Origin of the sequence: Tabrizicola sp. (assembly GCF_030373185.1) — a bacterium.
Taxonomy (GTDB): Bacteria; Pseudomonadota; Alphaproteobacteria; order Rhodobacterales; family Rhodobacteraceae; genus Tabrizicola.
The window spans coordinates 962,119-987,302 of sequence record NZ_JAUCZH010000001.1; the positions used below are offsets into that span (position 1 = coordinate 962,119).

General features: G+C 62.8%; 25 protein-coding genes, 1 tRNA gene and 1 pseudogene. 13 read left to right on the top strand and 14 right to left on the bottom strand.

The annotated features are described in order from the left end of the window. Positions 1-18: 18 nt before the first annotated feature. From QUV21_RS04640 to fabD, 10 genes are all read right to left on the bottom strand, one after another. Positions 19-588 carry an HK97 family phage prohead protease gene (locus QUV21_RS04640; protein WP_300853418.1) on the bottom strand — a complete coding sequence of 190 codons (570 nt, stop codon included), beginning with the start codon at positions 586-588 and terminating at the stop codon, positions 19-21. 4 nt (positions 589-592) lie between these two features. Continuing rightward, the gene (locus QUV21_RS04645; protein WP_300853419.1) at positions 593-838 is read right to left on the bottom strand and encodes a hypothetical protein; all 246 of its coding nucleotides are present in this window, start codon (positions 836-838) and stop codon (positions 593-595) included. Beyond that, positions 835-2,028, bottom strand: coding sequence for a phage portal protein (locus QUV21_RS04650; RefSeq protein WP_300853420.1), 1,194 nt, complete (start codon positions 2,026-2,028; stop codon positions 835-837). The genes QUV21_RS04645 and QUV21_RS04650 overlap by 4 nt, the downstream gene beginning before the upstream one ends. Positions 2,029-2,162: 134 nt before the next feature. Next, the gene (locus QUV21_RS04655; protein ID WP_300853421.1) at positions 2,163-3,461 is read right to left on the bottom strand and encodes a terminase family protein; all 1,299 of its coding nucleotides are present in this window, start codon (positions 3,459-3,461) and stop codon (positions 2,163-2,165) included. Beyond that, complete coding sequence (locus QUV21_RS04660; RefSeq protein WP_300853422.1) at positions 3,454-3,783, bottom strand: hypothetical protein; 330 nt, start codon at positions 3,781-3,783, stop codon at positions 3,454-3,456. Before QUV21_RS04660 ends, QUV21_RS04655 begins: the two co-directional genes overlap by 8 nt. A 196-nt stretch (positions 3,784-3,979) precedes the next feature. Beyond that, a complete protein-coding gene (gene mltG / locus QUV21_RS04665) occupies positions 3,980-5,158 on the bottom strand; it encodes an endolytic transglycosylase MltG (protein WP_300853423.1) in 1,179 nt (392 codons plus the stop codon). Positions 5,159-5,160: 2 nt separating this feature from the next. Beyond that, positions 5,161-6,420 carry a beta-ketoacyl-ACP synthase II gene (gene fabF / locus QUV21_RS04670; protein WP_300853424.1) on the bottom strand — a complete coding sequence of 420 codons (1,260 nt, stop codon included), beginning with the start codon at positions 6,418-6,420 and terminating at the stop codon, positions 5,161-5,163. A 168-nt stretch (positions 6,421-6,588) separates the two neighbouring features. Beyond that, a complete protein-coding gene (locus QUV21_RS04675; RefSeq protein WP_103256210.1) occupies positions 6,589-6,822 on the bottom strand; it encodes an acyl carrier protein in 234 nt (77 codons plus the stop codon). A 162-nt stretch (positions 6,823-6,984) separates the two neighbouring features. Further along, positions 6,985-7,722, bottom strand: coding sequence for a 3-oxoacyl-[acyl-carrier-protein] reductase (gene fabG, locus QUV21_RS04680; protein ID WP_300853425.1), 738 nt, complete (start codon positions 7,720-7,722; stop codon positions 6,985-6,987). Between the two features lie 34 nt (positions 7,723-7,756). Next, the gene (fabD, locus tag QUV21_RS04685) at positions 7,757-8,686 is read right to left on the bottom strand and encodes an ACP S-malonyltransferase (protein WP_300853426.1); all 930 of its coding nucleotides are present in this window, start codon (positions 8,684-8,686) and stop codon (positions 7,757-7,759) included. A 138-nt stretch (positions 8,687-8,824) separates the two neighbouring features. Here fabD and QUV21_RS04690 point away from each other — a divergent pair, with 138 nt between their 5' ends. Continuing rightward, on the top strand, positions 8,825-10,024 hold the full coding sequence (locus tag QUV21_RS04690) for a cytochrome b/b6 domain-containing protein (RefSeq protein ID WP_300853427.1): 1,200 nt from the start codon (positions 8,825-8,827) through the stop codon (positions 10,022-10,024). Positions 10,025-10,105: 81 nt separating this feature from the next. On the opposite strand, the gene QUV21_RS04695 is transcribed toward QUV21_RS04690, so the two are convergent. Beyond that, on the bottom strand, positions 10,106-10,690 hold the full coding sequence (locus QUV21_RS04695) for a YceI family protein (RefSeq protein ID WP_300853428.1): 585 nt from the start codon (positions 10,688-10,690) through the stop codon (positions 10,106-10,108). 325 nt (positions 10,691-11,015) lie between these two features. Here QUV21_RS04695 and rpsF point away from each other — a divergent pair, with 325 nt between their 5' ends. The 4 genes from rpsF (at position 11,016) to QUV21_RS04715 (ending at position 13,389) form a co-directional block, all read left to right on the top strand. Continuing rightward, the gene (rpsF, locus tag QUV21_RS04700; RefSeq protein WP_300853429.1) at positions 11,016-11,474 is read left to right on the top strand and encodes a 30S ribosomal protein S6; all 459 of its coding nucleotides are present in this window, start codon (positions 11,016-11,018) and stop codon (positions 11,472-11,474) included. A 20-nt stretch (positions 11,475-11,494) separates the two neighbouring features. Next, on the top strand, positions 11,495-11,722 hold the full coding sequence (rpsR, locus tag QUV21_RS04705) for a 30S ribosomal protein S18 (protein WP_125327012.1): 228 nt from the start codon (positions 11,495-11,497) through the stop codon (positions 11,720-11,722). A gap of 12 nt (positions 11,723-11,734) precedes the next feature. Then, a complete protein-coding gene (rplI, locus tag QUV21_RS04710; RefSeq protein WP_300853430.1) occupies positions 11,735-12,304 on the top strand; it encodes a 50S ribosomal protein L9 in 570 nt (189 codons plus the stop codon). Between the two features lie 131 nt (positions 12,305-12,435). Beyond that, positions 12,436-13,389 carry a DMT family transporter gene (locus QUV21_RS04715; protein ID WP_300853431.1) on the top strand — a complete coding sequence of 318 codons (954 nt, stop codon included), beginning with the start codon at positions 12,436-12,438 and terminating at the stop codon, positions 13,387-13,389. Between the two features lie 22 nt (positions 13,390-13,411). Here QUV21_RS04715 and tig read toward each other — a convergent pair whose 3' ends face one another. Further along, positions 13,412-14,746, bottom strand: a complete 1,335-nt coding sequence (gene tig / locus QUV21_RS04720; RefSeq protein ID WP_300853432.1) for a trigger factor — start codon at positions 14,744-14,746, stop codon at positions 13,412-13,414. A gap of 261 nt (positions 14,747-15,007) precedes the next feature. Between tig and QUV21_RS04725 the strand changes: the two genes are divergently transcribed. After that, complete coding sequence (locus QUV21_RS04725; RefSeq protein ID WP_300853433.1) at positions 15,008-16,066, top strand: Hint domain-containing protein; 1,059 nt, start codon at positions 15,008-15,010, stop codon at positions 16,064-16,066. Between the two features lie 6 nt (positions 16,067-16,072). On the opposite strand, the gene QUV21_RS04730 is transcribed toward QUV21_RS04725, so the two are convergent. Then, positions 16,073-16,157: transfer RNA gene (locus QUV21_RS04730), tRNA-Leu, on the bottom strand. Between the two features lie 181 nt (positions 16,158-16,338). Between QUV21_RS04730 and QUV21_RS04735 the strand changes: the two genes are divergently transcribed. Further along, on the top strand, positions 16,339-16,845 hold the full coding sequence (locus tag QUV21_RS04735) for a Hint domain-containing protein (protein WP_300853434.1): 507 nt from the start codon (positions 16,339-16,341) through the stop codon (positions 16,843-16,845). A 40-nt stretch (positions 16,846-16,885) separates the two neighbouring features. Here the strand turns inward: QUV21_RS04735 and QUV21_RS04740 are convergent, their stop codons facing one another. Further along, the gene (locus QUV21_RS04740; RefSeq protein ID WP_300853435.1) at positions 16,886-17,785 is read right to left on the bottom strand and encodes a lysophospholipid acyltransferase family protein; all 900 of its coding nucleotides are present in this window, start codon (positions 17,783-17,785) and stop codon (positions 16,886-16,888) included. A 188-nt stretch (positions 17,786-17,973) separates the two neighbouring features. On the opposite strand from QUV21_RS04740, the gene QUV21_RS04745 reads away from it, so the two are divergent. From QUV21_RS04745 to QUV21_RS04770, 6 genes and pseudogenes are all read left to right on the top strand, one after another. Next, complete coding sequence (locus QUV21_RS04745; protein ID WP_300853436.1) at positions 17,974-18,996, top strand: GAF domain-containing protein; 1,023 nt, start codon at positions 17,974-17,976, stop codon at positions 18,994-18,996. Between the two features lie 127 nt (positions 18,997-19,123). Beyond that, positions 19,124-20,644, top strand: coding sequence for an aldehyde dehydrogenase family protein (locus QUV21_RS04750; protein ID WP_300853437.1), 1,521 nt, complete (start codon positions 19,124-19,126; stop codon positions 20,642-20,644). A 428-nt stretch (positions 20,645-21,072) separates the two neighbouring features. Further along, positions 21,073-22,113, top strand: coding sequence for a substrate-binding domain-containing protein (locus QUV21_RS04755; protein WP_300853438.1), 1,041 nt, complete (start codon positions 21,073-21,075; stop codon positions 22,111-22,113). A gap of 81 nt (positions 22,114-22,194) precedes the next feature. After that, on the top strand, positions 22,195-23,655 hold the full coding sequence (gene pstC / locus QUV21_RS04760; RefSeq protein WP_300853439.1) for a phosphate ABC transporter permease subunit PstC: 1,461 nt from the start codon (positions 22,195-22,197) through the stop codon (positions 23,653-23,655). After that, entirely contained in the window at positions 23,655-25,019 is a 1,365-nt protein-coding gene (pstA, locus tag QUV21_RS04765) for a phosphate ABC transporter permease PstA (protein WP_300853440.1), read from the top strand. The genes pstC and pstA overlap by 1 nt, the downstream gene beginning before the upstream one ends. 14 nt (positions 25,020-25,033) lie before the next feature. Then, positions 25,034-25,184 (top strand): annotated as a pseudogene (locus QUV21_RS04770) (phosphate ABC transporter ATP-binding protein); the annotation flags it as partial.

Genomic DNA, 25,184 nt, shown 5'->3' on the forward strand with positions numbered 1-25,184 from the left:
TCGTTCGGACGCCGCGCGCTAAAGCCCGGCCAAAGTGCGGCGCGCGTCCTCGAAGACCGCAGCCATGTCGCGCCAGTCGCTGTCCATGGCATCAGCCTTGGCAGCAACGCGCGCCTCGGGAAGCATGGGGAAGGTCACCAGAGACACCTCCCAAAGCTCCAGTTCCGACAACAGGCGCTGCCCCTTGCCGTCACGTTCCGCCCGGACCGTCCGATAGCCAATAGACAGCCCGTCAATCGCCCCGGCCGCCAGAAGGGCAGCCGCTTCGCGCCCCTTGGCAACCTCGGTCAGGATGCGCCCCTTGACCCACAGGCCAGCCGCATCCTCGCGCACCTCGTCCCAGACACCGATCGGCTGGCCGGGATCATGCTGCCACAGCATCTTGACCCGCCCTCCCCGCGCCGCAAGACGCTTGAGGCTGGCCGCATAGGCCCCCTTCTGCACCACGTCCCCGCCCTGATCCGTCTTGCCGAACAGTGACGCATAACCCGCCACCACATGCCCCTCGGTAACCACCAGCCCAGCCTCAGGGCGGTGAAACTTGCGCTCGGGCGCCCCCCAATCGCGTGAACCGAAATTCTCTGTCATCGCCTCACCTCATCGCCGCCTGAATTACTGTCTCGGCCATCTGCGCCAGCATGAAGGCCGCCACCCCGTAGACGCCGACCCAGATCCGTTTTTCCAACCGCTCCAGCGTTGCCTCGATCAGCCCCAGCCGGTATTCAAGCCCGGTCCAGCGCTCATTGGCCACGCGCTCGTTGGCCTCAATCCGGGCGGCCGCCGCATCGAAACTGTCGTAAAGAAAGCGCGACCCGCCCTCGCTCCGCCGTGTCGTCATTCCTCATCCGCCAACCTGGGCAGGCCCAACAGCAACCGCTTTTCAGCCACGGTCAGGAAATCCGCCCCGCCAACCCGCGCCCATTGCTGGTCGCGCTCGGCTGCCAGCGCCGGCACCTGGTCAAGATCGGGCCGCAAGTCCACCTCGACCCCAGCGAAGACCGAAAGCCAATGGGCCAGGTCAGCTAGAACCTTGGTCGCCAAGGGCAGCACGGTCAGTCGGTAGAACGCCCGGTTCGCCTCCTGATAGTTGGCATAAGTCGCATCTCCCGGGATCCCCATCAGCATTGGCGGAATGCCGAAGGCGATGGCAATCTCGCGCGCCGCTGCTTCCTTGGTCTTCTGAAACTCCATGTCAGAAGGTGAAAACCCCATCGGCTTCCAGTCCAGCCCACCCTCAAGCAGCATCGGCCGCCCCGCATTCCGCGCGCCCTGATGGTGGCTTTCCATCTCGCTCACCAGCCGATCATACTGGTCTGACGACAAAGATGACTGCCCATCCGCCCCCTTGTAGACAATCGCACCAGAAGGCCGCGCGGCATTGTCCAAGAGCGCCTTTGACCAGGCCGAAGCACTGGTATGCACGTCGATAGCCGTTGCCGCCGCCTGTAGGGGCGAAAAGCCATAGTGATCGTCCTGCGGATGGAAACCGCGCAAGTGACAGATCGGGCTACCTCCCCCCGCCATCTGATAGCGATGTGTCCGACCGCTGACCGTGTAGTCATAGGCAACAGGCCAACCATCGCTGCCCGGCACCAGACTCATCCGGTCAGCCCGCAACACATGCAACTCGCCCGGCAGCAGGCTTTCCCCAGGCACCGCCTCGACATAGGCGTTTCCGGCCAGGAGGAGATATCCATAGACCGCCTCCAGAAACTCCGCCCGCCCCTGCGCCGCGTTTGGGCGCTTGATCAGGTCGAGCAGCGGATGCAGCTCATAGCGCCGCTCGGCATCCTGGCAGATAAGCGGCAGCGCCGCCGCCGCCTCGGCAATCAGCCGCACGGCGCGAAACCCGATCGGATTGCCCTGATACCCCGTCCTCGCCAATGACACCGCATCGCGGGGGCTCCATGCCACCCGTCCGCCCGTGCCCCAGGCAACAACCCGTCCAGCGGCACTTGCCTTGCGCTCTGGCACAGCCGCCAGAGAACCCGACACCTGCCCGGGCTTTCGCAGAAAATCGAACACCATCTCGCCGCTCCTTCATGCCCTCAGGCAAACCTCACCGGCGCCCGGCCCAATCCGGCCGGACCCACCACCCCCAAGGGCTTTCATCTGTCTGCCAGATATCCCCGGCCAGTCTCGCAGGCGCGGGCTACAAAACCCTAAAGCGACCGTACGGTGGGTCGTCCACCTCGCCCGACGGGGTTGACCATCACCTCGGTCAGCGCCAAGACCAGCGCATCCAGCCGGTCGGGCGAGCCCCTGCCCTTCCAACCCGTTGCCGCCATCTGGCACATCTGTTCCTCCAGCGCCTGCAGGCCCCGGACATGTGCCACCCGGCCTTGCTCATAGAGCGCAGCCACAGGTTCTGCCCGCAGCAGCTTTGACCGCGTCGCATGCACCGCGCGGAACGGCACCGCAGGGTCAATCATCCGCACCACCCGCTCCACCAGATCGCCACCCTGGTTTACCTCTGCCACCAGCCGGTCCGCGCCATGCCGCTCCATCGCAGCCAGCGCAGCCCGCGCCCAGCCCTCGGGCGACGCTCCCTTGACACTGGCATCCTCAAGCACCACGGCCCGCCAGTCCTTCGGATCGCCCCGCGTATCTGCACCGACAACCACGATCCCGCACTCGTCGCTTTGCTTTGTCGATGTGACCGGAGGGTCCACCGCCACCACAACCCGGCTGAACACCGGGATTTCACTCACCTGCGCCCGCTCCAGCATTACGGTTGTCCACAACGCTCCGTCCTCATCCTCGACCAGCACGCCTTCCAGCTCCTGCCGACCAATCCGCGTGCCGCCATAGCGCGCCTGCACCTCGGCCAGAAAGCTTTCCGCCAGATGCGCCCGGTTCGCCTCGGTCGGGGCATGGGTGATGACGGTCGAGGGGTTCTTCATGATCGCCTTCAACACCGCCACATTCCGCGGCGTCGTCGTGACGACGGATCGCGGCGATTTCCCCAGCCGCAACGCAAATTGCAGTTGCTCCCAAACTTCATGACCCTTCTTCCACTTGCCCAGTTCATCCGCCCAGGCGGCGTCGAACTGCGGGCCTCGCAACGCTTCAGGTTCATGCGCCGAAAAGACCTGTGCCACAGCGCCGTTTGGCCATTGCAGCTGCGCCCGGCTGGCATGCCACACCGGGCGCCGATCTGGCGGAGAGCAGGCGATTATGCCGCTTTCGCCCAGCACCATCACCTCACGCACCTGATCAACGGTCTCCCCGACCAACGCCACTCGGCGTGACCTTCCCGGATCGCCAGGCCTTGCACCCTCCACCTCGGTGCGGACCCATTCTGCCCCGGCGCGGGTCTTGCCCGCGCCCCGACCGCCCATGATCACCCATGTCTTCCAATCGCCCCGAGGCGGCAACTGGTGCGGCAGCGCCCAGAATTCGAACAACCACGGCAACGACAAAAGCGCGTTTTCGCCAAGCCTGCCCAGAAATTCATCCACTTCCTCCGGCGTCGCGGAGGCAAGCCAGGCGGCGCCCGATTTCAGACCTGGCCCCGTCGAAATCGAGTTGGCCACCGGCACCGATCTGGCCGGCAATTTGCTTGCGGAGTTTGTCAACTTTGCCTCTCTCGTCCAGCACATGCAGCGCTGTGGCGCGAAGATCGCGGATTGCTGCCTGCGCTGCCTTGACCTCTGAAAACTCTCCCGACCGGATTGCGGTGATTGTCCGGTAAAGTTCGAACGCCGCTTCGCGGTACAGGCCTTCCGTCACGGCCAGCACGTCATCAGATGTCGTGCTGCCGTCAGGTATCCTTGGTGTCATCTAAACGGGCCCACCCCTCATGCTGCCCCTGCCCGATCAAAACGAAAAAGCGGCCAGCGGGGTTGCCCCCGGGCCGCTTCGACACTTTTTCCAGCATGCCGTAATCACTACATCGTACCGAACGCCAAGTCAAGATGAAAATCAATCGATATCAATGGCTTGCTGTGCGCTGCCTTTACTTTTCGTTAAGGCCCGCCTACTCGCCCTGGACGCCCGTCTCGCCTTCTGTGCCTTGCGATGCCTCGATTGCGCGCCAGCGGGCCACGTTGCGGTTGTGTTCATCCAGGGTTACGGCAAAGGCGTGGCCACCGGTCCCATCAGCCACGAAGAAAATATAGTCCGTGGTATCCGGGTTCAGAGCAGCCTCGATCGCAAGCCGTCCGGGGTTGGCAATCGGCGTAGGCGGCAGGCCGTCGATCACATAGGTGTTCCACGGCGTCTCACGGCGCAATTCGCTTTGCCGCAACCCACGGCCCAACACGCCTTCACCCTTGGTGATGCCGTAGATCACGGTCGGGTCGGTCTGCAACCGCATCCCCCGTTCCAGCCGGTTGACGAAAACGCTGGCCACTTGCCGACGTTCCTCCGGCACACCGGTCTCCTTTTCCACGATAGACGCCATGATCAACGCTTCTTCCGGTGTCGCATAAGGCAGCCCATCGGCCCGCTCCGCCCAGGCCGTCGCCAGACGCACCTCTTGCCGCCGCGCCATTTCCGCCAGGACGGCCCCACGCTCTGATCCGCGCTCCACCTCATAGCTGTCGGGCGCAAGCGAACCCTCGGGCGGCACCACATCCAGCGCGCCAGTCAGAAACTCGGCCTTCTTCAGCGCATCAACCACCTGCCAACTGGTCACACCCTCGGCGACGGTCACCCGGAACCGAAGGTCGGCATCATCGGCCACATCAAGGTATTCCTGCGGCACCGCCTCGGCACCGGCATCGAACTTCACCACTTCGACAAAACCGTTCGTCGAAAGATCCAGCTCACTCAGCACCAGATCACTGCGCGTCACCCCGATCCGGAAGTTCACATCGCGCCCACAGGTTGACCGCCCACCAGCCGTCAGCGCCTCCAGTACCTCGGCCATGGAAGCACCTTCCGACAGCATGTAACTGCCGAACTTCAGATCACCTGCCCGGTCAGCATATTCCGCCCCGATCCGAAAGATCCGCGCGTCCGAAACCGCGCCCTTTTCCTCAAGAATGCGACTGACCGAGCTTAACGAGGCCCCGCGCTCCACTTGCAGGCAGATCGGCTGCGCCAACGGCCCCGGCTTCACGAACTCATTCCGGCCCCACGCCACCAGCGCCGCCACCGCGACAAGGATCACGATGAACAGTGTCAGCGCGTTCGAGGCAACGGATCTCCACATCCTCAGCGCACCTTGCCGACGATCAGGCTGGCGTTGGTGCCACCAAAGCCAAAGCTGTTTGACAAGGCCACATCGATCTTGCGGCGCACGGATTTGTTGGCAGCAAGGTCAAGTTTCGGCGTCACAGCCGGATTGTCCAGATTGATCGTCGGCGGCGCCACCTGATCGCGCAGCGCAAGGATGCAGAAGATCGCCTCGACCGCTCCCGCAGCCCCCAGCAGATGCCCGATGCTGGATTTTGTCGAGGACATGGTGGCCCCCGCCGCCGCATCGCCCATCAACCGCTCAACCGCACCAAGCTCGATCGTATCGGCCATAGTGCTGGTGCCATGCGCGTTGATATAGTCGATGTCCGAAGGGGTCAGCCCCGCCCGCTTCAACGCAGCCGCCATACTGCGATAGCCGCCGTCGCCGTCTTCGCTGGGCGCGGTAATGTGATAGGCATCGCCTGAAAGACCATAGCCCAGCACCTCGGCATAGATCTTCGCGCCGCGGGCCTTGGCGTGTTCGTATTCCTCCAGCACCACCACGCCAGCACCTTCACCCATTACGAACCCGTCACGGTCGGCGTCATAAGGGCGGCTGGCCTTGGTCGGGTCATCGGCGCGCTTGGTGGAAAGGGCCTTGCAGGCGTTGAACCCGGCAATCCCGATTTCAGAGATCGGGCTTTCTGCCCCGCCCGCAATCATGACATCCGCATCGCCCCACTGGATCAACCTCGCCGCATCGCCAATGGCATGGGCTCCGGTTGAACAGGCTGTCACCACTGCATGGTTCGGCCCCTTGAAGCCAAAGCGGATGCTGACCTGACCGGAAACCAGATTGATCAATGCCCCGGGAATGAAGAAGGGCGAAACCCGTTTTGGCCCCTTTTCCTTGATCAGAACCGCCGTTTCCGCAATCGAGGACAGACCGCCGATGCCAGACCCGATCATCACCCCGGTCCGCAGGCGGCCATCCTCGCTTGGGGCTTCCCAACCGGCGTCGCGCACGGCCTGCACAGCCGCTGCCATCCCGTAAAGAATGAAATCATCGACCTTGCGCTGGTCTTTCGGCTCCATCCAGTCGTCGGGATTGAAGGTGCCATCGCTGCCATCGCCACGCGGAATTTCGCAGGCATACTGGGTCACGACGTTCGATGCGTCAAAACGGGTGATCGGCCCGGCACCACTTTGACCCGCCAGAAGCCTGCTCCAGGTCTCCTCTACTCCCGAGGCAAGCGGGGTAACCATTCCAAGACCCGTGACCACGACACGACGCATGCTGCTCTCTCCCTCAAGAAGGCTTTTGCGGGTGATACACGCCCCCCCAATTCCGCGCAACCTTGGGGGCGGCGATTGGGCGATGAGCAGCCCCTACGCCAACCAACGCCGGCGTAACGCAAAAGGCACCCCGCAGGGTGCCTTCACGGTCCGCAAGGGACGTAATCTTCAGGCGGCTTCCGAGATGAACTTCACCGCGTCGCCGAAGGTCTGGATCGTTTCGGCGGCATCATCGGGGATCTCGATCCCGAATTCTTCCTCGAAAGCCATCACCAGTTCGACGGTGTCCAGCGAGTCCGCGCCCAGATCATCGATGAACGAGGCAGATTCGGTCACCTTGTCCTCTTCGACGCCCAGATGTTCGACGACGATCTTCTTAACGCGATCAGCGATGTCGCTCATGTCCGTTCCTCTATCTTGGCGGGTCTGTCCCGTCCGCTTTCAAATCAGCCCGTCTTCGGGCGGTTGCCAGCCGGGCAGGCCCGACGGAAATCCTGCGCGCCTATAGCAAGGGTGCGCGCGCATGGCAAACCCTTTCCCCCGACCGGGTGGCGCAAGTCCGGATCAGACCATGGCCATCCCACCATTTACATGCAGCGTGGCCCCGGTCACATAGCCCGCCTCGACCGAAGCAAGGTAGACCACCGCAGCGGCAATTTCATCGGGCCGCCCCATGCGCCCTGCCGGGACCGCCCCCAGAATGCCGACGCGCTGCTGGTCATTCAGCTTTTCCGTCATCGCTGTCTCGATAAAACCGGGTGCCACGCAGTTGACCGTGATCCCGCGGCTTGCGACCTCGGCGGCCAGCGATTTCGAAAGCCCAACCATCCCGGCCTTGGAGGCGGCATAGTTCACCTGCCCCGCATTGCCGGTCTGCCCGACCACGGACGAGATATTGATGATCCGCCCCCAGCGCGCCTTCATCATCCCCCGGATCGCCGCGCGGCACAGCCGGAAGGTGGCGGTCAGGTTGACATCGATCACCGACTGCCAGTCTTCATCCGACATCCGCATCGCCAACCCGTCCTTGGTGATGCCCGCATTGTTGACCAGAACATCCAGCCCGCCCATCGCCTCGACCGCGCGCTTGACCAGCGCTTCGACCTCATCGGGGTTTGACAGGTTGCACGGCAACACATGCGCCCGCGCGCCAAGCTCGGCGGCCAGTCTTTCCAAAGGCTCGGTCCGTGTGCCAGACAGGCCGACCGTCGCACCGACGGCATGCAACGCCCGCGCGATATCGGCCCCGATCCCGCCCGAGGCTCCGGTCACAAGCGCGGTCTTACCGGTAAGGTCGAACATGGGTAGCTCCTTGATAGGTCAAGCACCAGATCGGTCAGGACTTGGCGGCAACAATGTCTTCGGGTGATCCAATTGCGCGGGTGGTTGATCCGGCGGCGATCCGCTTGATCATTCCAGACAGCGCCTTGCCCGCGCCAATTTCCCAGAATTCGGTGACTCCGGCCCGCTCCATCCAAAGCACGCTTTCCCGCCAACGGACCGACCCGGTGACCTGCGCCACCAGAAGATCGGCGATCCGGTCAGGTTCGGTTACCGCTTCGGCGCGGACATTGACCACAACCGGCACGCTAGGGGCAAGGATCGGCACAGCGGCCAGCGCCTCGGCCATTACATGCGCGGCCGGCTGCATCAGAGCGCAATGGAACGGTGCCGAGACCGGCAGGATCAGCGCCCGCTTCGCACCCTTCGCCTTGGCGATCTCGACCGCGCGTTCGACGGCCGCCTTGTGGCCCGATACAACCACTTGCGCTGTATCATTGTCATTTGCCGCCTGACAGACCTCGCCTTGCGCGGCTTCCGCCGCAACAGCCGTCGCCGTTTCAAAATCAAGCCCCAAGAGCGCCGCCATTGCCCCAACGCCCACCGGCACCGCCTCTTGCATTGCCCGGCCACGGATGCGCAGCAGGCGCGCGGTATCGGAAAGGGTCAGCGATCCGGCAGCGCAAAGCGCGGAATATTCGCCCAAGGAATGCCCGGCCACAAAACTTGCGTACTCCAACCCCAGCCCTTCAGCCTCCAGCGCACGCAGCGCCGCGATCGAGGTGGCCATCAGCGCCGGTTGCGCGTTCTGGGTCAGCGTCAACTCGGCAATATCGCCGTCCCAGATCAGCGCGGACAGCTTTTCACCAAGGGCGGCGTCCACCTCGTCGAACACGGCCCTTGCTGCGGGATAAGCCTCGGCCAAGGCCCGGCCCATACCGATTGTCTGGGCGCCCTGCCCCGGAAATACGAATGCGCGGCTCATGCTTCCCCCTGCTTTTGCTTTGGGGATAGCGCGGCAGGGGGCCATGCGCAATCGCCTGCCGCACAGGGGTTGTGCGAATAGTCGCCTGTGACTGCCCGCTGGTTGCGGTAAATTGGGGCAACGCAACAGGAGACTGCGATGTCCGCACGCAATACCGAACGCAGCTTTGGCACGGTCACCCGAGCCTTTCACTGGCTGACTGCACTTTTGATCCTGACGGCGATGCCGCTGGGGATAATCGCGAACCGCCTGCCCTTTGACACGGCCGAGGCGCTGGCATTCAAGGCCGATCTCTTTTCGGTCCACAAGACCATCGGGATCGCGGCCTTCCTGCTTGGCCTCGCCCGAATCCTTTGGGCCTTGGCGGAACGCCACCCGGCCCCGCTTCACCCGGACCGCAAACCGGAGTTGACACTGGCCGGCGCGGTGCATTGGGTGCTTTACATCTCGCTTGTTGCGGTGCCGCTGTCGGGCTGGGTCCATCATGCCGCCGTCACCGGTTTTGCCCCGATCCTGTGGCCCTTCGGCCAGACCCTGCCCTTCGTGCCGCAGTCCGAAACGGTGGCAGCCATGGCCGGGGCGACGCATTGGGTGTTCACCAAGCTCATGGGTCTTGCAATCTTGCTGCATGTCCTTGGCGCGCTGAAACATCACCTGATCGACAAGGACGCGACTTTGGTCCGCATGCTGCGCGGCACCACAGCCCCCGACCAGCCGAAACACGCGCGCAGGACAGCGACCCCACTTGCGGCGGCCCTTCTGGTCTACGTCGCCGGGGCCGGATTTGCCTACATGATGACGCCCACGACGACGGTCATCGTGGCAGCCGCCACCGCCACCCACCCGCAGACCAGCGGCAATTGGGTGGTGCAGGACGGCACCCTGAAGTTCAGCGTCAGGCAGATGGGGGCCGAGGTGACCGGCAGCTTTGCAAACTGGGCCGCCGACATCCGCTTTGTCGAAACGCCAACCGATGGCCGCCACGGCGCTGTCACCGTGACAATCGACACAGCCAGCCTGACTATCGGCAGCGTCACGAAACAGGCGCAAGAGCCCGAATTCTTCGACATAGCCAGCCACCCCACCGCAACCTTCACCGCCGCAATCCTGCCGGTCCCGACGGGTTACGTCGCTGACGGCAGCCTGACCCTGCGCGGAATGGAACAGCCCGTTGCCCTGCCCTTCACGCTGGAAATCAGCGGCGATGAGGCACGAATGTCCGGAACCGTCACCCTTGACCGTCGTGACTTCGACATGGGGGGCAGCTACGGCGACGAAGCCTCGGTCGGCTTTGCCGTAGTGGTGGCGGTGGAACTGGTTGCCGAACGGGTGCAGTAGCCGGGCCCAAATGCAAAAGGGTCGCCCGGTTTTCCGGGCGGCCCTTTCCATGATTCGGTCAGTTCCTTTCTGACGCGGCAATCACTCGGCAGCCATCGCCTCGAAGCTGATCTGAACCTGCACTTCATCGCTGATGAAGGGGGCAAAGGCACCAAGATTGAAGTCCGACCGCAAAAGCGTGGTCGTCGCGGTGAAACCCACGGCCGCCTTGCCTTCGAAGGGCGGGAACGGATAGGGCTCCGACTTGTTCAGCACCGCATCCAGGACCACCGGCTTGGTCACACCGTTCAGCGTCAGATCGCCGGTGATCTTGCCCGTGGTCTCACCGGTCACTTCGATCGCGGTCGAGGTGAAGCTGACCGCCTCATCTTCGGCGGCATCAAAGAAATCCGGCGACATGAAATGCTCGAACCGGGCTTCCCAGCCGGTCAGCATTGACCGGACGGGGAAAGTCACCGACACGGACGAACCGGCAGGTGCGTCGGCATCAAACACGACCTCACCGCCAAAGCCGGAAAACATGCCGTAGCCGGTGGAATAGCCGATGTGATCATACGAGAAGATGATCTGGGCATGGCTTTGGTCGATGCTGTAGGTCAGCGGGGCGGCAAGGGCCGGGGCTGCGGACAGGGCAGCCACAGCGGCAAGAGTTGCAAAACGGGTCATTCTTCACCTTCAGTTTCGGATTTCTGTTCGGGGGCAGGATTGCCCGGCAGATGGCGGCGAAGATGCGCGGTGATGCCGCGCCGCGGCAATCCGGCACAACGGAAGTCTGACTGTTCGCAGATGAACAGATCACGGCGGAAATCCCCGCACCGCGCGCCGTGGGACAGCATCGCTTTCCCGGCCATTTCGCTTGCGCGCGGGGCAAACCCCTGTATAAGGCCGCATCCTTTCCGCATATCCATGAACCGGCGATGCCTCTCGTGGACGGGCCGTGGAAAGGCTCTTGCCCGTCCTGTGAAGCCGCCCCAAGCTGAAGGAAGCCCGCATGCCTCTGTATGAGCATGTCTTTATTGCGCGTCAGGATCTGTCCAACACGCAAGCCGAAGGCCTTATCGAACACTTCTCGACCGTCCTCGCGGACAACGGCGGCAAAGTCGTTGAAAACGAATACTGGGGCGTCAAGACGATGGCCTACAAGATCAACAAGAACCGCAAAGGCCACTATGCCCTGCTGAAGTCGGACGCGCCCGCGGCCGCAGTGCAGGAAATGGAACGCCTGATGCGCCTGCATGACGACGTGATGCGCGTGCTGACCATCAAGGTCGACAAGCACAACGAAGGCCCGTCGGTCCAGATGCAGAAGCGCGAAGAGCGTGACGGCGACCGTGGTGACCGCGGCGGCTTTGGTGGCGAACGCCGCGAACGCCCCAGCTTTGGCGGTGACCGGCCTGACCGTGGCGGCGACCGTGGCGAACGCCCGTCGTTTGGCGCACCGCGCCGTTGATCTGAGAAAGGACATATACCATGGCGAACAAACCATTTTTCCGCCGCCGCAAGGTTTGCCCCTTCTCGGGCGACAATGCACCGGCGATCGACTACAAGGACACGCGTCTTCTGCAACGCTACATCTCCGAGCGTGGCAAGATCGTGCCGTCCCGTATCACCGCAGTCTCGGCAAAGAAGCAGCGCGAACTGGCCACGGCCATCAAGCGCGCCCGCTTCCTCGCCCTGCTGCCCTATGCCGTGAAATAAGGAGCACATGACATGCAAGTGATCCTTCTGGAACGTGTGGCCAAGCTTGGCCAGATGGGTGAAGTCGTCAACGTCAAGGACGGCTATGCCCGCAACTACCTTCTGCCGCAGGGCAAGGCGCTGCGCGCAAACGACTCGAACATCAAGTCGTTCGAGGTGAAGAAAGCCCAACTGGAAGCCACCAACCTGGAGACCCGCAAGGAGGCCGAAGCTGTCGGCGCCAAGCTGGACGGCCAGATGTTCGTGGTCATCCGTTCGGCCTCCGACGCCGGCGCGCTTTACGGTTCGGTCACCACCCGTGACGCAGCCGATGCAGCAACCGAAGCTGGCTTCACGGTGAACCGCAGCCAGATCGTACTGGACAAGCCGATCAAGGATCTGGGAATCCACACGGTTTCGGCCGTGCTGCACCCGGAAGTCGTCGTCAAGATCCGTCTGAACGTGGCACGCTCGGTCGAAGAGTCAGAGCTTCAGGCTTCTGGCAAGTCGATTCAGGAACTGGCCGCCGAAGCCGAAGCGGCAGCAGATTTCGAAATCGCCGAACTCTTCGACGAAATGGGCGCTGCAGCCTCGGAAGAATAATCTATTCCCCACCGGGGACAGACACACCGCGCCGGGGCAACCCGGCGCGGTTTTCGTTTCTTGGCGCGCGTTGACATGGCTCTGTCGGCGGCAGGACAGATACCGCCAAGGGCGCGCTTAGCTTGCCCTGCATGCGGATGTCAGCCACCACTCAGGGCATTGTGGCCCTTGTCGCCGGGATCACCGTCTTTTCGGTGCAAGACCTGATCCTTAAACAGTTGTCCGGCGACTATCCCCTGCATCAGGCAATGGTGCTGCGCTCGCTGGTGGCCCTGCCGTTTCATCTGGCGATTGTCTGGTGGTTTGACGGGCGGCTGTCCACCATCACCTCCCCCGGCTGGTGGAGGATGCTGGCGCGCGGGCTGTTGGGCTTTGTGGCCTACACCGCCTATTATCTTGGCCTGGCGACCATGCCGATGGCCGACACGGTGGCGCTCTATTTCACGGCGCCCCTGTTCATCACGCTGGCCGCCGCCCTGTTTCTGGGCGAAAGGGTCAGCCTTACCTCCTCCCTTGCCGTGGCAGCGGGGTTCGCCGGGGTGCTGCTGATCGTCAAGCCTGGCAGCGCCGGGTTCGATCTGGCCGCCTTGCTGCCGGTTCTAGGTGCATTCGGCTATGCGCTTTACATGGTAGCCGCCCGACCGCTGGGGCAGACCGAGTCGGCGGCGGCGATGGCGTTCTGGGGTAACCTGTGCTTTCTTCTCTGCGCGCTGGCGCTGTCGGCGGTCTATGGCGGCGGCAGCTTTGCCGATGCGTCGCACCCCTCAATGGCCTTCCTTACACGGGGCTGGGTGATGCCAGACATCACCGACTTTGCGCTGATGGCGACATGCGGCGTGATCGCGGCCGTCGGGCTGACACTTCTGACCCAAGCTTACCGGATCGCACCCTCTTCAACCGTGGCGCCGTTTGAGTACAGCTTCATGTTCTGGGCGGTACTTTGGGGCTGGCTGGCCTGGGGCGATCTTCCGGATGAGCTTGGCTGGATCGGAACTGCTGTCATCATCGGGGCCGGGCTGGTGGTGATCCGCGCCCCGGCAAAGGATCAAGCAATGGAAAAGGCCGCACCCGAAGGCGCGGCCTGATCGTTTCACCCTTGCGGGGAAGTTACATTTCGTCCAGCGCCTCGACGGCCTTTTGCAGGTCTTCCTTCGACACTTCCTTGTCCTTCACCTTGGCCAAAGCCACGATGTGATCGACAACCTTGTCTTCAAAGATCGGCGCGCGCAGTTGCTGCTGCATCTGCGGGTTCTTCTGCACGAATTCGAAGAACTGGCGTTCCTGACCCGGATACTGACGGGCGGCGGCAAGCACGGCCTGGGTCATCTCGGCATCAGACACGGTGACCTCGGCCTTGCGGCCGATTTCGGCCAGCAGAAGGCCAAGGCGGACGCGGCGCTCCGCCAGTGCCTTGTGCTCATCCGTGGCTTCGATGGCGCCGTGGTTGTGGCCGTGATCTTCAGGATGCTCTTCGTGGTAAAGCTGATGGGCGATCTGACCTGCTTCCGCTTCAACCAGATTTGCGGGCAGGTCGAACTTGACCATGCCATCCAGCTGGTCAAGGAGCGACCGCTTCAGAACCGCGCGGGCGGCGCCCTTGTACTCGGCTTCCAGACGCTCGGCGATCTGGCCCTTCAACGCGGCAAGGTCTTCGGCGCCGTATTTCTTGGCCAGCTCGTCATCGACTTCGGCAGGCTTTGCCTCCTTCACGGCCTTGACCGTGCAGGCGAACACCGCGGCTTTGCCAGCCAGATGCTTGGCGCCGTATTCTTCGGGGAAAGACACATTGACGGAAACTTCGTCACCGACCTTTGCGCCGACAAGCTGCGCCTCGAACCCCGGGATGAACGAGTTCGAGCCCAGCACCAGCGGATAGTCTTCGGCCGAGCCGCCATCAAACAGCTCCCCATCGACCGAGCCCTTGAAGTCGATCACGATCTGGTCGCCGTCCTTGGCCTTCGCACCCTTCTTGCGGTCGTCGAAGGACTGTGCCGACGCGGCAAGGTTGGCCAGCGCTTCGTCCACTGCCTTGTCTTCGGCCTTCACGATCAGCCGGTCCAGCTTGATCTTGCCGGCGTCGATCTCCGGGATCGGTGGGAGTGCGTCGTAGGACATCTCGACCACGACATCCTGACCTTCTTTCCAGGTCTCGCCGCCAACCATCTTGACTTCGGGCTGAAGCGCGGGACGGTCACCGGACTTGTCGAAATGGTCTTGCATCGCAGCGTCAATGCTTTCCTGCATCGCGTCGCCCATCAGGCGCTGACCGAACTGCTTTTTCAGAATGGCCAGCGGCACCTTGCCCTTGCGGAAGCCCTTGATTTCAACCTCGGGCTGGGCTTCGAGCAGCTTTTCCTGCACCTTCGCGTCCAACTCGGCCGCCGTGACGGTGATGGTGTAGCCGCGCTTGAGGCCTTCGTTCAGGGTCTCGGTGACCTGCATGCTGGGGTGTCCTTCCTTGGGTCTTCTGGGGCGCGCGTGGCGCAATAGCGATTTCACGCCGGACACGCGCCCGACGCAACTTTGCGGGCCTTCTAGCAAAGGTTTCAAGGCGACGTAAGGGGTATTTCAACTGCAACAAAATCGATCAAACTTTCGGAACACGATGGCATTCGGCCCGCCCAGATGCAGTTTTTCCACAGCTTTTGTTTACGCCACCCCAGTATTCGTGCCACAGCGTTTCTCAAGCGCAAAGGAAACGACATGGTCGCCTACACCGTCTGGATGCTGGAAAAGCAGAACATCACCGTCTCTGGCGGCGGAAATCTTGACGGGGTCACCCAGGGCGACGGTTCACATCTGGTCGGGCTCAGCATCACGTTGAACTCCTCGGACTGGGTGCAGACAACGATTGAGGATAACGACACCAATTTTGACGACAATGACGGCACACAGGCCTTGGCCGGACCGCAGACTATCAACGGCGCCAATTACGCCAGCGGTACCAGGGTCGAGGCGGAATATCGCATCATCCTGTCTGACGGAGACGGCAACACCTGGACAGCCTATGCATATAACGTCAACAACTCCGCAACCTCCTTTGCCACGGTCGAAGGCTTGGTGTTTCGCCCGGATGCCGACGGCAACTTCCCTCCGGTCGGCGTGCCGCTGACGGTTACATTTGCCAGTGAAGGGCCGTCTGGCGAGGGAACAAACCCCTATAGTCTATATGCCGAACCGCCCTGCTTCACGCTGGGAACACTGATCGACACTCCGTCCGGTCCGCAAGCGGTCGAATCCCTGAAGGTGGGTGATCTGGTCCTGACCCGCGACCATGGCGCCCAACCGCTGCGCTGGATCGGCCGGGTGGTGTTGACGGCCAGCCATCTGGCGTGGCACCCCGAACATCAGCCAATATGCATCGCTGAGGGTGCGCTTGCCCCCGGCGTTCCCAGCCAGGACTTGCGCCTGTCGCCGCAGCACCGGGTTCTCGTCTCGGGCTGGAAGGCGGAACTGCTTTTTGCCGAGACCGAGGTGCTGGTTCCCGCCGTTGCGCTGTGCAACGACCGTGGCATCTCGCTGGCCCGCTCCGCGCATGAGGTCGTTTATCTGCACCTGCTGTTTGACCGGCACGAGATCATCTTTGCTGAAGGTGCCGCAGTGGAAAGCCTGCACGCGCCCTGGCTTTCCCGCGCGCCACTTCCTGCCGCGCTTTCGGCAGAACTGCACGCCCTGTTTCCTGAGATAATGACCGGCCCCGCGTCACAGTCTGCAGTCCGCCCCTGCCTCACCGTCACGGAAGGGCGGACCCTCGCCGGATAAGTGAACTGGTGCGGGTGGAGGGACTTGAACCCCCACGCCTTTCGGCGCCAGAACCTAAATCTGGTGCGTCTGCCAATTTCGCCACACCCGCATGCGCCCCTTCTAGCAAAGCCCGCAACCGGGGGCGAGGGGCAATCGGCTGCCTCGATCCCGCCACAACCAAAGCGCGAATTGGACACAGCTGCCACAAAATGACCGAAAGCGGACCGAACCCCGGTCACAAACCGATGTGATCCAGACGTGGCAGAGTGAACCTTGCGCGGGGTCAGGTCATGGATACGGTGACGAATCTTGCAAAATTGATCGAGGCCAAGACGGCGCCCGCCGCCCTTGGCCTTCTGGCAGGCACCCAGATCTGTACGCTGGACGGCGTCCTGCCGGTGGAGTTCCTGCAACCCGGCGACCGGATCGTGACCCGTGCAGGCGCCCGGCGGCTTGTTGCGGTGTCGGTTCAGCGGCGAAAACTGGCGGAACTTGTCAGGATCCGCACTGCGACCCTGGGCCATGACCGTCCCGAAAACGATCTTGTTGTTGCCCCCGGGCAGCCTATCGTCATTCGCGACTGGCGGGCGCAGGCGCTTTACGGTTGCGCCGCGGCGGCGATTCCTGCCTCTCGACTGGCCGACGGGGAATTTGTGGTGACCGAAAGCCGGCAAGAGGCGCGACTGTTCATCCTGCGCTTTGCCGAAGACGAAGTGATCTATGCCGAAGGCCTCGAAATAGCCTGCCCGGCGGTCCAGACCGCCGAACCGCTGTCAATCGGTTCCCGCACCTGGTGAACACAAGGCCCTCATCCAAAGGGCAAAAGCGCCGCCCATCCTACCATTTGACGTGGCTTGGCCAGACAAAGACCTCATCTGGGTTCATCTCTGCGGCGTCGGCCAGTTCCATGGTTCTTCGGCGCAGATGTCGTGCAATCTCGCCCTTCTCGACAGGCTGAAATGCCGCCTGCGGGATAGGCTCACCAACTGTCAGGCGCAACGGACGGCCCATGCGACGCCGGGTTTCATGGAAGATCAACGCCACGCGAAGTGGATAAGACAGATGGCTCGCGATCTGGAACAGGCGTGAGTTCTGGCCCGAAAAATGAACCGGTAGCGTCGTGACCCCTGGAATCGTGGCCAATCGTCCAACGAAAGGGTGCCAGTCGGCATCACAAGCCCTGCCCTTGACCGGCCTGTTCGCCGTAGCAACCCCTCCGGCCGGGAATATTGCCACAACCTTGCCTTCAGCCAGCAGTTCCCCCGCACGGCGACGGGTGGCGCTGGTCAGACGCCGCGCCGCGGAGGTGCCGGAAAAATCGACCGGCAGCAGATGAGGAGCAATCTCTGGCACCTGACACAAGAGGCTGTTGGTAAGGATCCGGGCATTTCCGCGCAGCCGCATGGCAAGCTGGCCGATGGTCAGGCCGTCCAGAATGCCAAACGGATGGTTTGCCACGATCAGCAAGCCACCCGTCGCAGGGATCCGCGCCAGATGCGCCTCACCCTCGATCTGCAAGCGCACGTCCAGAAGGCGAAGCGCGGCATCGAAAACAGACTCCTCCGCCCGCTGGCCATGCGACTGCCAGTCGCAATACAGGCGGTGCAACCGGGGCCGCCCGCTCAACCGCTCGACAGTCCGGATCAACCCCCGGCGAAATCGCGACTGACCAGCGTGTGAATAGGTGAAGGCCGGATAGCCATGCGATGTCGGCGCGGAAAAGGCGGTGTCGGTCATGGAATATTCCGTGAAAGCCTGGATATTGCACCTGATAGGGCGCCAAGGTTACAGGCCCATGTCATTTCGCTTGCGTTTCGATGCAACTGCGACCGGCTGTCCCCTTGCAAGGAGGCGCCGGTTGCGTAGTCTTCGGATCAAGGCGCCCGCAAGGCCAAGGCCGACCGGGCTTCGCCGCCGGAGGAGCAATGCCCAAACCTCGATCACCCTTGTCCGGGTCGTCCAGCCCAAGATCGGTCAGGCAACCGCTCTCCAGACCGGGCGACCATGTTGAACGGGTGATCGGAACATTGAATTCCGGTTCTGCGGCGGCACGGTCGCGGCTGGCGGCCTCGTGGCAGCGGTCATGGCTCAAGCATGGGCTGGATCCCGGCGCCGGGGCGACCACGCCAGAGCTTGACAACAGGCGGTTGCGCGAAGGGCGCGAGGAACTGGCGCAGGTTCTGGCGGTTGCGGCGCCAAAGCTGGATGACCTTTATGCGATGATCGGCCATTGCGGCTGCGGCATCCTATTGACCGATGCAAAGGGACTGGTAATTGACGCCCGCGCTGGCGCCGCAGACGCCGCCATATTCCAGACATGGGGTCTTGCGCCAGGTGCTGACTGGTCCGAGGCGGCCCAAGGCACCAACGGCATCGGCACCTGTCTTGCCGAGGAACGCGCCCTGACCATCCACCGCGACCAGCATTACCTTGCGCAGAACATCGGGATGAGCTGTATCGACGCCCCGGTCTTCGGCCCCGATGGCGGGCTGATCGCGGCCCTGGACGTCAGTTCCGCCCGCGCTGACCAGACCGAAGGTTTCAACCGACTGATCGAAGCGATGGTGACGCGGGTGGCCTCGCAGATCGAGGCCGACCTCTTTCGCAGTGCCTTCCCCACCCACCGGATCGTGCTGGCACAAGGGGCCGATCCTGCGGGGGCGGCGCTTCTGGCGGTGGACGGCGACGATGTGGTGGTCGGCGCCACGCGCGAAGCGCGGCGGCGGCATGGGCTAGAGCCGGTGGGCCTGATCCGCCCGCGCCCGGTGGTTGATCTTCTGGGCCGCGAGGATGGGCCGACGGGGCTTGAACGCGCCGAACGGGCGGCGCTGATTCGCGCCCTGACCCGCGCCGGGGGCAATGTGTCCGAGGCCGCGCGCGCGCTTGGCCTTGGCCGCGCCACGCTTTACCGGCGGATGAAGCGGCTGGGGATCGACGACCGGGGCTGATGTGTCTCAGTCCTGAGACACATGGGGCAACATGGCTGCCCTGCCCCGGCTGACTTGCCAGTACCCCTGCCCGATGGTCAACCCAGAGCCGCGCCAGGGAGGGTGCGGTCATGGGAGGAGACCCGCAATGAACCAGATGACAGAAATGGCAGGCCATCAGGCCTCGCCGTTCAAGGCGCGCTACGGCAACTTTGTCGGTGGCCAGTTCGTGGCACCGGTGAACGGGCGCTATATGGACAACCTGACGCCAATCACCGGCGCGAAGGTGTGCGAGGTGGCACGGTCGGATGCCGCCGACATGGCGCTGGCGCTGGATGCGGCGCATGCGGCCAAGGACGCCTGGGGCAAGACCAGTGCAGCGGCGCGGTCGAACGTCCTTTTGAAGATCGCCGATGTAATGGAGACGAACCTTCAGCTTCTGGCCGAGGCCGAGACCTGGGACAACGGCAAGCCCCTGCGCGAGACGGTGAATGCCGACATCCCCCTGTCGATCGACCATTTCCGCTATTTCGCCGGTGTCCTGCGCGCCCAGGAAGGCACGATGAGCGAGATCGACCATGACACCGTCGCCTATCACTTCCACGAACCCTTGGGCGTCGTCGGCCAGATCATCCCGTGGAACTTCTCCATCCTGATGGCGGCGTGGAAGCTGGCCCCGGCGCTGGCGGCGGGCAATTGCATCGTGATGAAACCGGCCGAACAGACCCCCGCCGCGATCATGGTACTGATGGAGCTGATCGGCGACCTGCTGCCGCCCGGTGTCCTGAACGTGGTCAACGGCACGGGCGCCGAGGCGGGCGATGCACTGGTCCGGTCGGGCCGGATTGCCAAGATCGCCTTCACCGGGTCCACCGCGACGGGCCGCAAGATCATGGAAGCCGCGACGGTCAACCTGATCCCGGTCACGCTGGAGTTGGGCGGCAAGTCCCCCAACATCTTTTTCAGCGACGTGATGGCGGCGGATGACGCTTACCTCGACAAGGCCGTTGAGGGCTTCGTCCTTTTCGCCTTCAACCAGGGTGAGGTCTGCACCTGCCCCAGCCGCGCGCTGATCCAGGAAGACATCTATGAAGAGTTCATCGCCCGCTGCATCGCCCGGGTGAAGGCGATCAAACAAGGTGACCCGCGTGATATTGCCACCATGGTCGGCGCGCAGGCCAGCGAAGCGCAGCATGACAAGATCATGTCCTACCTTGCCATCGGGCGTGAAGAAGGCGCCGAGGTTCTGGTGGGCGGCGATGCGGCGCGGTTCAACGGTGACCTCGCCGGCGGCTATTACATCCAGCCGACGATCCTGAAGGGCCACAACAAGATGCGGGTGTTCCAGGAGGAAATCTTCGGCCCTGTCGTCTCCGTCACCACCTTCAAGGACGAGGCCGAAGCGCTCGCCATCGCCAATGACACGATGTACGGCCTTGGCGCCGGGGTCTGGACCCGCGACGGCACCCGCGCCTACCGCTTTGGCCGCGAGATTCAGGCCGGGCGGGTCTGGGTGAACAACTACCACGCCTACCCCGCCCACGCGGCCTTTGGTGGCTACAAGCAGTCCGGGATCGGGCGCGAGACGCACAAGATGATGCTCGACCACTACCAGCAGACCAAGAACATGCTGGTCAGCTACAACCCGAACAAGCTTGGCTTCTTCTGAGTTCCAAGAATGCCGGGGGCAGATTACCTGCCCCCGGTCGCTTCGTTCCCACGGATTTTCCCAGCGCGCGCGCCCTGTCCCGGTCATCGGCACGGGATCGGCAAGGTTTGACAACCTGCCTTGCGTTCACATCAACCGGGCGCACATCACAGCCAGTCCGGGCGCTTGCCGACCACGCTCCGCCCCGGTCCAAGCCCCTGACCCGCTCCCTGCCACCTTTGTCACACAGCCTGCCATCGCGGCCACTCGGCGCCATGCCTACGCCGCCTGGCTGCGGCCACAGGCTTACCTTCCCCCCGGCCGCATCACAGTCGAACCCTCGCCAGACTGTCATGCAGTTTTTACAAAGATGATATCTAACTGTGACCCGTCAGGGCTAGGCCAAACGCAGGCCGCCTTAAGGGCCGCACGCAATTCAGGAGTGCTTCATGAAATCCTTCCACCTTTCCGCCTCGGTTCTGGCGTTCGCTGCTGCCTCGGCCATGCCGGCCTTCGCACGCGACCAGGTACAGGTCACCGGTTCATCAACCGTGCTGCCCTATTCGACCATCGTTGCCGAAGCTTTCGGCGAAAACTTCGAGTTCCCGACCCCGGTTGTCGAAGGCGGCGGTTCGGGCGCCGGCCGCAAGAAGATGTGCGAGGGCGTAGGCCCCAACACCGCCGACATCGCCAACTCGTCGTCGCGCATCACCAAGGGCGACTACGAGCTTTGCATGTCGAACGGCGTGACCGAAATCATTGAAGTCCGCTTTGGCTATGACGGCATCGTGTTCGCCTCGGACATCAATGGCCCGGAATTCGCCTATACTCAGGCTGACATCCATGGCGCGCTGGCTGCCAAGGTTCTCAAGGACGGCGTGATCGTCGACAACACTGCCAAGACCTGGGCAGACGTGAACCCCGCACTGCCGGCTCAGGAAATCCTGGTATTCGTTCCTGGCACCAAGCACGGCACGCGCGAAGTGTTCGACGAAAAGGTGATTCTCCAGGGTTGCGAAGACAGCGGCACGTTTGAGGCCCTGAAGGCTGCTGCAAACGGCGACGAAGATGCTGCCGAAGAGGGCTGCATGGCGCTGCGCACCGACGGCCTGTCGATCGACATCGATGGCGACTACACCGAAACGCTGGCCCGCGTTGACGCCAACAAGAACGGTATCGGTGTGTTCGGTCTGTCGTTCTACCAGAACAACACCGACAAACTGCGCGTTGCCACCATGAGCGGCGTGATCCCGACCACCGAGTCGATCGCTGCTGGCGACTACCCCGTGTCGCGCCCGCTGTACTTCTACGTCAAGAAGGCGCATCTGGGCGTGATCCCCGGCCTTCAGGAATACGTCAACTTCTTCGTGTCGGATGACATGGCAGGCCCGGATGGCCCGCTGGCCGCCTATGGCCTCGTGTCAGACCCGGAACTGGCCGCGACCCAGGCAATGGTCGCTGCTGGCACGCCGATGGCACCGATCGAGTAATCGACCGAAAAACCGGGAGAGCGCGATTTCGTGCTCTCCCAGTCCTTCCGCCTGCGGGCGTCACCTGAAAGCGGATTTGCCATGAGTGTCGGCCTTCTTTCCCTGATCGTCCTGGTCATTTCAATAACTGGCTTCATTGTGGCACGCGCCCGCGCCTTGAAGAGCGCCGGTGGAAATCCGCGGGCCCTGCATTCGCTGCCGTCCTACTACGGACAGGCAGCTTTTCTTTTCACCGCCGTTCCGGCGTTTCTGTTGATGGTCATCTGGCTTTTGATCCAGGGACCGATGATCGATGCACGCACTGTCGGGCAGTTGGGGCCGGATGTCGCCGCCGATGCCACAGCCGCAAAGCTGACGATGAGCGACGTACGTCGGATCGCCAGTGGTCTTGATGCGATGCAAGAGCAGTTCGGCATGTCGAACGAAGATCTGTCCGCGATGCGCGCAGACCTGACTGATGTCCGCGGGCGTCTTGCCGAGGTCGGTGTCGCGCTGGGCAGTGAAGCCGGCCCCGAGGTTTTCGAGGCCGCCAAGTCCTATCGCATCGCGCAGCAGAATGGCGCGATCGCGATGAGCGTCATCGTCATCCTGGCTGCGCTTGCCGGTTTTGCGGTCGCGGTCTTGCGCACCAATCGGGACTTTCGCGCGCGCAACGTGACAGAGCAGTTCATCCTTTGGCTTTTCATTGCAGCGGCTACGATCGCAATCCTGACAACGATCGGCATCGTCCTGTCGCTGCTTTCGGAATCAATCCGGTTCTTCAGCCTTTACCCGATCTCCGAGTTCTATTTCGGCACGGTTTGGAACCCGCAGTTCCGCGGCGGGTCTGACCTTGGCCTGCTGCCGCTGCTCTGGGGTACGCTCTACATCAGCTTTGTCTCGATGCTGGTGTCCGTGCCGCTGGGCCTGTTCACCGCCATATACACCGCCGAATATGCACCCACGCGCGTGCGCAACGTGATCAAGCCGCTGATCGAGGTAATCGCCGGCATCCCGACCGTTGTCTTCGGCCTTTTCGCCCTCGTGACGGTCGGCCCGTTCTTGCGCGACTTTATCGCCGTGCCGATGGGGCTGGGCAATTCCGGCTCTTCCGTAATGACCGCCGGTCTGGTGATCGGGATCCTGAACACGCCGTTCATCTCTTCTCTGGCCGATGACATCATCAACTCTGTGCCCAATTCCTTGCGCGACGGCTCTTATGGTCTTGGCGCGACCAAATCGGAAACCATCCGTCAGGTCGTGTTGCCTGCGGCGTTGCCGGGGATCGTCGGCGCAGTACTGCTGGCCGCAAGCCGCGCCATCGGCGAGACGATGATCGTCGTCATGGGTGCAGGGGCGGCCGCCAAGTTGGGGCTTAACCCGTTCGAAGCGATGACGACGATGACCGTGAAGATCGTCAGCCAGCTGACGGGTGACCTTGCCTTTGACTCGCCCGAAACGCTTGTCGCCTTCGCCCTTGGCATCACGCTGTTTTTCCTGACGCTAGGGCTCAACATCTTCGCTCTGTGGTTCGTGCGCAAATATCGGGAGCAGTACGACTAATGACCGACATTTCCCAATCCCCGGAAACCGGAGTGCCTCCGATGCGGACCGCAAGCTCGCTTTTGACAGAAACCCCTCGCAACCGGCAACGCAACGCAGCTGAAAGGCGGTTTCGCGTCTACGGGATTATCGCGGTTGTCATCGCACTGACCACCCTTGCAATCATGCTGTTCACGATCTTTCGGGACGGTTCCTCGGCCTTCGTTCAGGCAAAGATCGTCTTTCCGGTCACCATCGACGAGACCATCGTGGACAAGTCCGGCAATCGTGATCTCGCCGAGATGAAAAAGGTCACGACAGTTGGATATGGGCGCATTCTCGGGACGTCGCTGGTGCAATACATGAAGGACCGGAACATTTCGGTCGAAGGCAGCACCGACAAGGAGATCGCTGACATGATCTCCAAGGATGCTCCGGCACGCCTGCGCGATCAGGTTTTGGCGGACCCCTCGTTGGTCGGCCAGACCATCACCTTCGAGGCCTTCGCAGGCGGGCGGATCGACGGGTACCTTAAGGGGCGCGTGGATCGTGACATTGCAGCGCGAGACTCGAACGTGACGGTAGTCCAGTTGGACCTGGCCGACAGGATGGTCGATGCCGGCATTCTGGAAACCAGCTTCAACTGGCGCTTCATCACTGCGCCGGATGCATCCGACCTCCGTCCTGAAGCCGCGGGACTTGGGGTAGCACTTCTGGGTACCCTCTACATGATGTTCCTCGTGTTCATCTTCACCTTGCCGCTGGGGGTCGGTGCCTCGATCTATCTCGAGGAGTTCGCGGCAAAGAACTGGTTCACCGACCTCGTCGAAGTGAATATCTCGAACCTCGCGGCGGTGCCGTCGATCGTTTACGGGATCCTCGGCCTTGCGGTCTTCATCAACTTTGCCGGGCTGCCCTCGTCGGCCCCGCTGGTGGGGGCGCTTGTCCTGACACTGATGACCTTGCCGACGATCATCATCGCGACACGTTCCGCCATCCGAGCCGTGCCTCCTTCGATAAGGGATGCTGCGCTGGGTGTCGGCGCCTCCAAGATGCAGATGGTGTTCCACCATGTCCTGCCGCTGGCCGCGCCCGGCATCCTGACCGGGACGATCCTCGGCCTTGCCTCGGCGCTTGGCGAAACCGGCCCGTTGTTGCTGATCGGCATGGTCGCCTTCGTGACCAACTATCCGGCCAGCCCACTGGAGGGCGGTGTCCTGGACCCCGCAACCGCCCTGCCTGTGCAGGTCTACTCTTGGGCCTCCCGCTCGGACCCTGCCTTCATCGAACGATCCTCGGGCGCGATCATCGTGCTTCTTGCCTTCCTAGTCATCATGAACGTCGGTGCCATCCTTCTGCGCCGCAAGTTTGAACGTCGCTGGTAGTATAGGACACGAAGATGAACGACATGACACGGACCGCGCTTGATATTGCGACCGAGAGCGCCAAGATCGAGGCGCGGGGGGTTCAGGTTTACTATGGGACGAACCACGCACTTCGGGATGTGGATGTCACGATTCTCGACAAGGCAGTCACCGCCTTCATCGGGC